General features: G+C 72.2%; 9 protein-coding genes. 7 read left to right on the forward strand and 2 right to left on the reverse strand.

Translation table 11 applies throughout. The features are described from left to right. The first annotated feature begins 109 nt into the window (after positions 1-109). Positions 110-1,372, forward strand: coding sequence for a DUF4192 domain-containing protein (locus RWE79_RS29435; protein WP_475943092.1), 1,263 nt, complete (start codon positions 110-112; stop codon positions 1,370-1,372). Here the strand turns inward: RWE79_RS29435 and RWE79_RS29440 are convergent. Further along, positions 1,284-2,606, reverse strand: a complete 1,323-nt coding sequence (locus RWE79_RS29440) for an alpha/beta fold hydrolase (protein ID WP_475943093.1) — start codon at positions 2,604-2,606, stop codon at positions 1,284-1,286. The genes RWE79_RS29435 and RWE79_RS29440 overlap by 89 nt on opposite strands. Before the next feature lie 145 nt (positions 2,607-2,751). On the opposite strand from RWE79_RS29440, the gene RWE79_RS29445 reads away from it, so the two are divergent. From RWE79_RS29445 to RWE79_RS29470, 6 genes are all read left to right on the forward strand, one after another. After that, positions 2,752-4,773: an amylo-alpha-1,6-glucosidase gene (locus RWE79_RS29445; RefSeq protein ID WP_475943094.1), complete on the forward strand. Its 2,022-nt coding sequence runs from the start codon at positions 2,752-2,754 to the stop codon at positions 4,771-4,773. 53 nt (positions 4,774-4,826) lie between these two features. Then, positions 4,827-5,537, forward strand: coding sequence for an NUDIX hydrolase (locus RWE79_RS29450; RefSeq protein WP_475943095.1), 711 nt, complete (start codon positions 4,827-4,829; stop codon positions 5,535-5,537). A 33-nt stretch (positions 5,538-5,570) separates the two neighbouring features. Then, positions 5,571-7,211 carry an ATP-binding cassette domain-containing protein gene (locus RWE79_RS29455; RefSeq protein WP_475943096.1) on the forward strand — a complete coding sequence of 547 codons (1,641 nt, stop codon included), beginning with the start codon at positions 5,571-5,573 and terminating at the stop codon, positions 7,209-7,211. A 141-nt stretch (positions 7,212-7,352) separates the two neighbouring features. Then, a complete protein-coding gene (locus RWE79_RS29460; protein ID WP_475943097.1) occupies positions 7,353-8,315 on the forward strand; it encodes a FadR/GntR family transcriptional regulator in 963 nt (320 codons plus the stop codon). A 296-nt stretch (positions 8,316-8,611) separates the two neighbouring features. Continuing rightward, a complete protein-coding gene (locus tag RWE79_RS29465; protein WP_475943098.1) occupies positions 8,612-10,186 on the forward strand; it encodes an RNA polymerase sigma factor in 1,575 nt (524 codons plus the stop codon). 158 nt (positions 10,187-10,344) lie between these two features. Further along, positions 10,345-11,172 carry a S1 family peptidase gene (locus RWE79_RS29470; RefSeq protein WP_475943099.1) on the forward strand — a complete coding sequence of 276 codons (828 nt, stop codon included), beginning with the start codon at positions 10,345-10,347 and terminating at the stop codon, positions 11,170-11,172. A gap of 98 nt (positions 11,173-11,270) precedes the next feature. On the opposite strand, the gene RWE79_RS29475 is transcribed toward RWE79_RS29470, so the two are convergent. Continuing rightward, a complete protein-coding gene (locus tag RWE79_RS29475) occupies positions 11,271-11,504 on the reverse strand; it encodes a DUF7455 domain-containing protein (RefSeq protein WP_475943100.1) in 234 nt (77 codons plus the stop codon). Positions 11,505-11,892 lie beyond the last annotated feature (388 nt).

Here is an 11,892-nt window from a genome sequence, read left to right on the forward strand (position 1 = left end):
CCCGCGCCTGTGGATAACCGGCTCCTGCTCGTATGACGATATTCCCGGAGTTATCCACAGGATCGATGAGGCCCTGGCGCGGATCTCGTGGCTGCGTCACCTTCGGATCATGACTCACAACGAGATCCGGTCCGACGGCTCCCCCCGACCCGCCGACGAGCACAAGGTCACTCTGCGTACCCCGGCCGAGCTGGCGGACGCGCTGCCCTTCCTCCTCGGTTTCCATCCCACCGACAGCATCGTCATGCTGGCCCTGCACGGCAGCCATCGCCGCTTCGGCGGGCGGCTGCGACTCGGTATTCCCGCCGACCCGCAGGAATGGCCCGAGGTGGCCACCGAGCTCGCCGACTGCCTGGTGCGCGGCAGCGAGAGCCGGGGCGACCGCCCGGACTCCATCGTCGTGTTCCTCTGCTGCGATCCGGCCGAAGGGGAGCGGCCCGCACAGACCATGGAACGCCTGAGGCCGCTCGTCCAGCAGCTGAGGACCGCCTGCGGGGCCCTCGACGTGCCCGTCATCGAGGCGCTGTGCGTGTCGGTCGGCCGCTGGTGGTCCTACACCTGTCCGGGCGCGAACAGCTGCTGCCCACCCGACGGCACCGAGATCAGCCCCGGCGGAAACTCCGTCATGGCCGCGGCCGCCGCCTACGCGGGCATCCAGGTACGCGGCACGCTCAGGGAGATGGAGGCCCGGCTCGTTCCGCCCGCCGGCCCCTCGACCACGGCCCGGGAGCAGGCCCTCGACGCGGCCGCCGCGGCCCTGGTGCCCCGCATGCTCGGCGGGGACGACAACGCCGCCGACAGCGTACGCAGCGAGACCCTGGCGCTCGTCGAGGCCGCCCTGGACCGGTTCGGGGAGTCTCCGCCGGAGGACGAGGGGCCGCGCGGGGACTCGCACGACGACGCGCTGCTCGATGACGAGGAGGCCGCGGCGATCATCCTGGGCCTCCAGGACCGCACCACCCGTGACCACGCCGCCGAGTGGATGGAGCCCCCGTTCACCGAACCGGCACTGCGGCTGTGGCGCGCCCTGGCCAGGCGCTGCGTCCAGCCGTTCCAGGATCATGCCGCCGCCCCGCTCACCCTCGCCGGATGGGTGGCCTGGTCGGCCGGTGACGACACGGTCGCCCGGGTCGCCTTCGGCCGTGCCCTGCAGCTCGATCCGGACTACACGTTCGCCCGGCTGCTGCACGCCGCTCTCAACAACGGGCTCGACCCCGAGCCGCTGCGCGGGTGCCTGCGGGGGATGCGGCGACACCGTCTGGGGAGCCGGCGGGCGGTGTGCGCTACAACTCGCCGCGTGCCAGCCGGATCAGCCGGTCGAGCACCCGGCCACCACTCACCCGGAGCCCGTCGTGCTCGTACTCGTCGGTGACCCAGGTGCGCAGTCCCCGCACGGCGCGCGCGGTGGCGAGGGAGTCCGCCGTGTCGACGTACATGTCGTCGTGGTAGACGGCCGCGGCCACCGGCACCTCGTTGCGGGTCAGCTGCTCCGGGTCGTACAGATCGGGCCAGTCCTCGCGCCGCGCGAGATGCCGGGCCGTCTCGTGCAGCGGGACCAGGGCGGGATCGGTGGTGAACATCCAGGGGTAGATCATCTCGCCGGTGAGCAGCACGGGCCCGTCGCCCGCCAGCGCCTTGTCCACGTCGAACTGGGGGAATTCGCCGCGCACAGCTTCGGCCGCCCAGCCGGTGCCTTCGGGCGTCACCGAGCGCTGCCCGTAGGTCGACTCGTGCATCACGGCGTACAGCGGACCGCCCGTGAACGTCAGCTGTCCCTGTACCTCGGCGAGAAAGGAGTCCGACAGCAGCGGCTCGGGCGCTCCCGGTACGAAGGCGTCCTCCAGCAGGTAGTGCAGGGTGTGCGAGCCCGTTCCGGTGCCCAGGAGCAGGCCCAGCGACTGGAAGGCCTCGGCGCTGAGCAGTCCGCCGCCGGGCAGCGTCACCCGGTGCTCACGCAGATGCCGCGCCACCGCCCGGACCGTCGCGACATCCTCGGGGTAGCGGGCATAGTGCGCGGCCACCTTCCGCTCGACGCGGGGATAGGCGGCCCGGTAGACGTCGTGGGCACTGCTGCGGAGCCCCGCCAGGCCGCCGGTGACGAACACCTCGCGCAATCCGCCGGGCGCGAACGACAGATAGGTCAGTGCGCAAAAGCCGCCGTAGCTCTGCCCGAGCAGGCTCCACGTTCCGTCGTCGCCCAGGAGCTCACGGCGGATCAACTCGCAGTCGGCCACGATCGAGTCGGCGCGGAAGTGCCCCAGATACGCGGCCTGTTCGGCGCCGTCGCCGCGCGACGGCAGGGTCTGCCGGGTGGCGGGAGTGGAGCGGCCCGTGCCGCGCTGGTCCAGCAGCAGCACCCGGTAGTCGTCCAGGGCCCGGGTGAGCCAGCCGTCACGGCCCAGCGGACGGGGCGAGCGGCCGCCCGGACCGCCCTGGAGAAACAGCAGCCAGGGCAGTTCGTCCCGCGCGGCATCGCGATGCCTCCCGGCGGCCACGACCTCCCGTGCGTAGACCTGAATCCGCTCGCCGGCCGGGTCCGAGTGATCCAGTGGCACCGTGAAGGTGTGATCGGTGACGACGGTTCCGGGCTGGCGGTACATGGCCATGGCTGCTCTTTCCGGTGATGCGTTCCGACGATCCCGACGGCTTCCCGAGCAGGAACGGTAGACGGCCCGTGACCCCAGTGCCCACCCGGCCGTTCAGCTGGGTGGCGTCCACCGCGAAACAGCGGCCGAGGCCTGAGGAGTTGGCATGAGCCCGCTGAACACCCCGCAGAGGCCGTCCGCGCGCCCGGACCGGGGACCACAGCCTGTGCACGACGCGGTGATGTGCGTCGCGGCGCCGTCACTCGCGGTCTCCGCCGCGCACGGCCAGCTGCTCGGACAGGGCCTCGACGGTTTCTACCAGGACGGCCGCCGGGTGCTGGCACGCTGCGAGCTGCGGATCGCCGGCGCGACCCTGATCCCGGTTCAGGGAAGGCTGGTCGCTGCCGGCCGGGCCAGATTCGTGGCCGTGGTGCGAACCGGCACCGACGGCGGCCCGGATCCCGCCGTCACGGTGGAACGGCTGCGTACGGCCGGAGGTGCCGAGCGGATCACCGTGCGCAACACCGGGCCCAGAGCACTGCGGTTGCCACTGGAGGTGGCCCTGGGCACTGATCTCGCGGATCTCGCCGCCGTGGCCTCGGGCCGTTCCGGACCCGACGTGCCGGCCAGCGTCTGCGATTCGGGCCTGCGCTGGTCGCGGGCGGGGACGGCAGCCCGGATCACGGCCAGTCCCGCGCCGGAGAGCGCGCTGGCCTCGGCCGGCCTGCTGCGCTGGGACCTGGAGGTGCCGGCAGGCGCCTCACGGACCATCGAACTGCGCGTCCTCCTGGAGTCCGCGTCCGGCGCCTCCACCGGGCGCGGCGCGGGCCGGCGGGACGTCACGGTGCCCGTGCCCTGGTCCACCGCCGAGGTGGAATGCGACGACCGACGGGCCGGCGCGCTGCTGCGCACCGGTCTGGAGGACCTGGGCGCCCTGGTGCTGCGCGACCCGGCGCGGCCGTCCGACGTCCACCTCGCGGCCGCGGCCCCGTGGCGGCTCGGCCTCGCGCCGGCCGACGCCCTGTGGGCGGCCCGCATGCTGCTGCCGCTGGGCACCCGGCTCGCCGCGGGCACCCTGCGCACGCTGGCCCGCCGCCAGGACCCGGACACGGGCCGCATTCCGGGGCCGCTGCGGCACGCCGGCCCTCATCTGCCGCCGACCTGCTCGGGGGTGGAAACGACGCTGCTCTTCGTGACCGTTCTGGCCGAGGCCCGCCGCTGGGGGCTGCCGGAGCGAGAGACGCAAGCACTGCTGCCGGTCGCCGACCGCTGTCTGCGCTGGGTGCTCTCCGTCGCCGGGGAGGGCGGCTTCGTGGCGGATCCGGCTCCCGGCGGGCCGGCCCGCTGCGAAGTGCAGGCCCATGCCCACCGGGCGATGCTGCACGGCGCCGAACTGCTCGATGCCCACGACCGGCCGGGGGCCGGCGGCTGGCGGGAGAGGGCCGCCGAGCTGAGACGGACCTTCCGCGAGAGCTTCTGGCTCGACGACCGGGCGGGCGGCCGCCCCGCGGCGGCCCTCGCCCCGGACGGCAGACCGGCACCGCACCTGGGTTCGGCCGCCGCCCATCTGCTCGACACCGGCCTGGCCGGCGGCTGTGAGCCGGCCGAAGGCCTGCTGGACAAGGCGCAGACCGAGCAACTCGCCCGTCTGTTCGCAGACCCCGATCTGGACTCCGGCTGGGGTCTGCGCACCCTGTCGGCCAAGGCGCCCGGACACAGTCCCTTCGGGCACCGCGGCGGAGCCGTACGGGTCCACGAGACGGCACTGGCCGTCACCGGCCTGGCCGCCGCCGGATACGAGAAGGAGGCCACCGCGCTCCTGCGAGGCCTTCTGGACGCGGCCGAAGCCTTCGGCCACCACCTGCCGGAGATGTACGCGGGGGAGCAGCGGACGGCCGGCGGCGGGCCTGCCCCGCACCCCACCGCGGGCCGCCCCGCCGCCGTGGCCGGGGCGGCGGCGGTCCATCTGCTGCTGTCCCTGGCCGGGGTGCGCCCCGATACCCCGGAGGGGACGGTCGCCGTACGGCCCATGGGCAGCGCACCACTGGGTGCGGTGCGGCTCTCCGGGCTGCGGGTCGCCGGTGAGCCGTTCGCGCTGAGTATCAGCCGGCCCGGCGTGGTCGTGATCGAGGAGGCGGCCCCCGGGCTGCGGCTCGATGTCCGGCCACCCGCGGCGCCCCACGAGTGATCTCCTGCGGCAACCGGCTGCTTATCGTCAGGCAGACGACTAAGATCGCCGCCATGCCGCCCTACGACCCGTCAGCTTTCCCGCCCTTCGCCGTCACCGTCGACCTCGTCGTGCTCACGGTGCGCCAGCACGCGCTCTGCGCGCTGGCCGTGCGCCGCGGCGAGTCGCCCTACCAGGGCCGGTGGGCGCTGCCCGGCGGCTTCGTCCGCGCCGACGAGGACCTGGGCGAGGCGGCGGCCAGGGAGCTCGCAGAGGAGACCGGGCTGCGCGCGCAGAACGGAGCCCACCTGGAGCAGCTGGCCACCTACGGCGCCCCCCAGCGGGACCCCCGGATGCGCGTCGTCAGCGTCGCCCATCTGGTGCTCGCACCCGATCTCCCCGCACCCCGGGCCGGCGGTGACGCCCGTAGCGCCCGCTGGGCACCCGTCAGCGAGCTCCTCCACGAGGGCGGCACCCTCGCCTTCGACCACGCCCGCATCCTCGCCGACGGCGTCGAGCGAGCCCGCTCCAAGATCGAGTACTCCTCGCTCGCCACCGCCTTCTGTCCCACCGAGTTCACCGTGGGCGAGCTGCGCCGGGTCTACGAGGCCGTGTGGGGTGTCGCCCTGGACCCCCGCAACTTCCACCGCAAGGTCACCGGGACCCCCGGGTTCCTCGTCCCCACCGGCGGCACCACGACCCGTCAGGGCGGCAGGCCCGCGCAGCTGTTCAGGGCCGGTGGAGCCGCCCTGCTGAATCCGCCCATGTTGCGCCCGGAAGTGTAAAAAACGGGCTATTGCCGGAGCTATCGTGCAAAGGTGATCCAGGCCATCGGATTGACCAGCGTTTCCCGGGGCGACCGGCCGCCCGCCGTCGACGACCTCAGCTTTGAGGCCCGGCCGGGGGAGGTCACCGCCCTTCTCGGGGACAGCGGAGCCGGCAAGTCCGCCACCCTGCGGCTCATGCTCGAACTGGACGCGGGCCGTGGCGTCACCCTCTTCGACGGGCGCCCGCTGCACCGTCACCCGCAGCCCGCCCGCCAGGCGGGCGCGCTCCTCGGTGACGTCCCCGGGCACCCCGCACGCACCGTACGCGGCCATCTGCGCATGCTCGCGGCCGCCGCGGGCGTCCCGGCCGCCCGCGCGGAAGAGGTGCTGGAGGCCGTCGGCCTGACCGGCATGGCCGGCAGCCGGCTCGGCAGCCTCTCGCTCGGCATGGACCGCCGGCTCGGTCTGGCCGCCGCCCTGCTCGCCGAGCCCGCCGCGCTCCTCCTCGACGACCCGACCCGGGACCTCACTCCTCGCGACACCGACTGGCTGCACGGACTCCTCAGGGCCCGTGCGGCGCGGGGCGGCACTGTCATCGTCACCGGCCGCGACCCGAAGGGGCTCGCCAGGATCGCCGACCGCGTGATCACCCTCAACGAGGGCCGCCTCGTCGCCGACCAGCCCGTGGCCGAGTTCGGCCGCACCCGGCTGCGCCCCTACGTCGCCGTGCGTTCCCCGCACGCCCAGCGGCTGGCCGGCCTGCTCACCGACGAGGGCGCCGAGGTGGTCAGCGGTATCGGGAGCGGCAGCCGCATCGCCGTCTACGGCACCACGCCCGCCCAGGTCGGCGAGACGGCCTTCCGGCACGGCATCCTGCTGCACCGGCTCGCCGACGCCACCGCGGACTCCGGTCCGCCGCCCGCCCCCCTGGCCGGCGGCGACGGGTCGGGGGGCGCCCCGGCCGCCACCTCCGCCGCCCGGCCCGCCCGGGACGCGGTGCCCCGGCCCGGCCCGGCCCGGCCCCTGCGCTACGAACTGCGCCGGCTCACCGGCGTACGCGCCCCCTGGCTGATCGCCGCCGGGTCGCTGATCGCCTCGCTGCTGGGCACCCTCGCCCTGCTGGGTACCGGTCACCCCGGGTCCCTGCGGCTGGCCACCGGCTGGCCGCCGCTGCTGCCGTTGCCTCCCGTGGCGTTGTGTGCCGGACTGCTCGGGGCGCTCGCCTACGGCCAGGAGTTCCGCTATCCCGCCCTCACCCCCGACCGTGGGGCGGTCCCCCGTCAACTCCGGCTGCTCGCCGCCAAGCTCACCGTCAACGGCGCGGTCGCGCTGCTGCTGACGGTGCTGGCGGCCGGACTCGGCTCGGCGGCCGAACGGCTGGCCGGAGGCCCCGGCGATCTTCCGGCGCAGGCCGACCGCCCTGCCCTGCTGGCCGGTTGGGCCGCGCTCAGCGTCGGGTGCGCCTGGGCCGGAGTGCTGGCGGCGGGGGTGTTCCGTACGACGGCGCTCGGGATGGCCGGGGTGCTCGCCGTACCGCTGCTGGTCGCGCCCGCCCTGCGCAAGGCGGCCGCGGCACCGGGCGTCGACGCCGTACGGCTGGCCGCGGAACCGGTCCGGTACGCCTTCGGGTTGGCGCTCCTGGTCCTGCTGTGCGCCTATCTGGTAACGCTGTTGCGAGGTCGCGCGGGTTGACGCTGTCCAACTTGGTCCAACTTGAGCCAGTTTTGTCCAACTTGCAGTCAGATAACCCGAAGTGCTCCAGAACCCCGCAAGAAAGCCCATTTCCTTCCGATAAAGCGTCAATTATCAGGTGATGAGCGCTCACCCTTTCGTGTGCTTTTCAGCAAAGCCCTCAAGGCGTCCGGCGGCATCGCCGACAAAGGATGCGTGAGTACCCTTGCGCACACCATGATGACCGCGGCCCGCTCCGCCGACCCCAGCATCGTCGGCCCGGGCGAGCTAGACCGCTACCCGTACGGCGAAGCGCCAGCCGTCGACCGAACCAGCGTCTCCGGCATTCCCTCCTGGGACGCCGCCGAGTCCGAGCTGAGCCGGGTCGGCCGGCGGGCCGGCGGCAGCCGGGGCCGTGGACTGCACGGCCAACTCGTCCAGCAGCTCGGCCAGATGATCGTCTCCGGCGACCTCGGCGCCGACCGTCCGCTCGTCCCCGAGGAGATCGGCCAGCGTTTCGAGGTCTCCCGCACCGTGGTGCGCGAGTCCCTGCGCGTCCTGGAGGCCAAGGGGCTGGTCAGCGCCCGCCCCAACGTCGGGACCCGGGTCCGGCCGGTCAGCGACTGGAACCTGCTCGACCCCGACATCATCGAGTGGCGGGCCTTCGGGCCGCAGCGCGAGGACCAGCGCCGGGAGCTGTTCGAGCTGCGCTGGACCATCGAGCCGCTGGCCGCCCGGCTCGCCGCCGGTCACGGCCGCGAGGAGCTGCAGCAGCGGCTCGGCGACATGGCGGAGATCATGGGGCACGCCGCGGGCCAGGGTGACGCCCTCACCTTCTCGCGCGCGGACGCCGAGTTCCACGCGCTCGTCCTGCAGATCGCCGGCAACCGCATGCTGGAGCACCTCTCGGGCATCGTCTCCTCCGCCCTCCAGGTCTCCGGTGGGCCCGCGATCGGCTGCGAGCGGCCCGGCGAGCAGTCCGTGGGGCTCCACCTGCGGATCGTGGAGGCGCTGGCCTCCGGTGAGGGGGGCGAGGCCGAGGTCGCCATGCGTCAGCTGCTCGGTGTCCACGCCGAGGTCCCGGGCTCGGCCGAACACGTGGTGCCCGCTCCCCGCGAGCACTGACCGCGCCGACACCGACGAGGCCGGCGCCCCGTTCCCACCGCTCGCCCCTGCCGCCGCCGGACCCCCTTCTCCGGGCCGGCGGCGCAGCCGTCACCCGGGGATCCGTACGGAGTGCCCGGCTTTGACCGGTTGCTGCCGGAAGGGAGTGTGACTGGGGCCACGTGGAGCGGGCGTAACGCTCTGCCGTGCAGCGCGATGAGGTAAGAGGTGGCTGCCGCAGGAGGAATATCCGCGACGTACATGACGCTGAGTTTCTGAGCGGTTCCCACCGTAGTCGTTCCCATCGTTCCGAGAGGTTGTTCGTGTCGGCCAGCACATCCCGTACGCTCCCGCCGGAGATCGCCGAGTCCGAGTCTCTGATGGCGCTCATCGAGCGGGGTAAGGCCCAGGGGCAGATCGCCGGCGACGACGTGCGCCGCGCCTTCGAAGCGGACCAGATCCCGGCAACCCAGTGGAAGAACGTTCTGCGCAGCCTCAACCAGGTCCTCGACGAGGAGGGTGTGACGCTGATGGTGAGTGCCGCTGAGGCGCCCAAGCGCACCCGTAAGAGCGTCGCAGCCAAGAGCCCGGCGAAGCGTACTGCCACCAAGACCGTCGCCACCAAGGCCGCACCGGTGAAGAAGACCGTCGCTGCCAAGACCGCCGCGTCACCTGTGGCGGCCGTGGAGACCGAAGCCGTGGGGGAGGTGGCCGACGAGGCTGCGGCTCCCGCGAGGAAGACCGTCGCCAAGAAGGCGGCGGCGAAGAAGACCACCGCCAAGAAGACCGCGGCGAAGAAGACCACCGCGGCCAAGGGCAAGGGCGACGACGCCGCGGGCGGCGAGGCCGAGGGCGACGAACTGCTCGAGGACGCCGCCCCCGGCAAGGAAGAGGAAGGCCCCGACAAGCCGGAGGCCGAGAGCTTCGTCCTGTCCGACGACGACGAGGACGACGCCCCGGCGCAGCAGGTCGCCGCGGCCGGCGCCACCGCCGACCCGGTCAAGGACTACCTCAAGCAGATCGGCAAGGTCCCCCTCCTCAACGCCGAGCAGGAGGTCGAGCTCGCCAAGCGCATCGAGGCCGGCCTGTTCGCCGAGGACAAGCTGGCCGCGGCCGACAAGCTGGCCCCCAAGCTCAAGCGTGAGCTGGAGATCATCGCCGAGGACGGCCGCTGGGCCAAGAACCACCTCCTGGAGGCCAACCTCCGTCTGGTGGTCTCGCTGGCCAAGCGCTACACCGGTCGCGGCATGCTCTTCCTGGACCTGATCCAGGAGGGCAACCTGGGCCTGATCCGTGCGGTCGAGAAGTTCGACTACACCAAGGGCTTCAAGTTCTCCACGTACGCGACCTGGTGGATCCGTCAGGCCATCACCCGAGCCATGGCCGACCAGGCCCGCACCATCCGTATCCCGGTGCACATGGTCGAGGTCATCAACAAGCTGGCCCGCGTCCAGCGCCAGATGCTCCAGGACCTGGGCCGCGAGCCCACCCCGGAGGAGCTGGCCAAGGAACTCGACATGACCCCCGAGAAGGTCATCGAGGTCCAGAAGTACGGCCGCGAGCCCATCTCCCTGCACACCCCGCTCGGCGAGGACGGTGACAGCGAGTTCGGTGACCTCATCGAGGACTCCGAGGCGGTCGTCCCGGCCGACGCGGTGAGCTTCACCCTTCTGCAGGAGCAGCTGCACTCGGTGCTGGACACGCTCAGTGAGCGTGAGGCGGGCGTGGTCTCGATGCGCTTCGGCCTCACCGACGGCCAGCCGAAGACGCTGGACGAGATCGGCAAGGTCTACGGGGTCACCCGTGAGCGGATCCGCCAGATCGAGTCCAAGACCATGTCCAAACTGCGCCATCCGTCGCGCTCGCAGGTTCTGCGTGACTACCTGGACTGATCTCCGGGCTTCCCGATACGGGCCCGTACCCGCCGTTCACCGGCGGGTACGGGCCCGTATCGTCTTTCCGCTCGGGATGCGTACTTCGGCGGCCTGTATGACTCTGGGTACACAGGCATACTCGCAGGGTCGGATTCCCCGGTGTCAGGAGAGAGTGCATGCGTTACGCGTTCCGCGCACTGCTCGGCGGGCTGGTGGCGCTGCTGCCTGCCCTGGCTCTGCCGCCGGCGGCCCATGCCGGGGAGTCGGACGGATCCGTCATCGGCGGCATCCCGGTGTCGGCGGAGCAGTATCCCTGGGCGGTGGCGATCGCCAGCAGGACCCGGTTCGGCCCGACCCGGTCGGGCCAGTTCTGCGGCGGGGCGCTGGTCGGGCCCACGACCGTGGTCACCGCGGCGCACTGCTTCGGCGAGACGGCTCTCGGCGTGCCCTGGCAGCGGGTGCCCGACCTCCGCGTGATCGCGGGGCGTACGGATCTCCGCGGCGTGGAGGGCCATGAGATCGCGCTGAGCCGGGTCTGGGTGAACCCGGGCTACGACGCGGTGACCAACAGCGGGGATGTGGCGGTCGTCACACTTTCCGAGCCACTGGCGGCTGCCTCAGCGATCCGGATGGCCGGGACCGACGATCCGCAGGACTACCTGGCGGGCACCACGGCCCATGTGTACGGCTGGGGCGACATCACGGGATACGGCGCCTACTCGTCGGTGCTGCGGGCCGCGCCTGTCACGGTGCTGGCGGACGAGGTCTGTGAGCATGCCTACCCGGGCGCCGCCGACGGCGCGTACGGACGCGGGGACATGGTCTGCGCCGGGGATCAGACGGGCGCCCACGACGCCTGTCAGGGCGACAGTGGCGGCCCCCTGGTGGCCGGGGGCAGGCTGGTCGGTCTGGTCTCCTGGGGGGCGGGCTGCGCTGACCCCTCGCATCCGGGGGTCTACACCCGTGTGGCGGCCGTGGCCGGGCTGGTCGCGGCTCATTCCTGAGGCGATCGGCGTACGCGTGAGGGCGGCCTCCACCTGGGAGACCGCCCTCACGTACGTACCGAGCTCGTCGCAGGGGCTATTCGCCGGTGCCAGGGGCGTCAGTGATCGTCGTCGGCTGTCAGGGCAGCAGGGGAGTCGGTCAGTCGACCGGTCTCGTCCTGTATTTCCGCGGCGATCTTCTTCAGTTCAGGCTCGAACTTACGCCCGTGGTGAGCGCAGAAGAGCAGCTCGCCGCCGTTGATCAGAACGACGCGCAGGTAGGCCTGGGCGCCGCAACGGTCGCAGCGGTCTGCCGCGGTCAGCGGGCTTGCGGGGGTCAGAACAGTAGTCACGTCGCCTCTTCTCTAGCTCGACGAGCTGTCGTACCAGGGTCAACATCCAACCAGGCCGAAAACGTTCCCGCTCGTGGCTTTTCCTTGAAAACAGTTCTCGTATGTGTTGGATGCTACCGATTGGCGGCGAATAGGTCTCTGGTGCGCTCGTTGTCGTTTTTGGGTTGATCTGTCCAGCTTTGTCGCCCCGGCTGGCTTGCCGGTCGATGATGAGGACGTGCCCGGAGCCTAAATGGTTCATGCCTCCAGGGGAACGTGACATGTGTATCACTCGAAAGAGGGATCGAACGTGCGATCGATCGAGGGCTAGCATGGGGCCGGAAAACCGGGTCGTGGCGAACCCGCCGCGCCGGGCCTCGGTACCCTCTCACCGAAACGGCTGAAGAAC

The organism is Streptomyces sp. RLA131, from assembly GCF_056270125.1.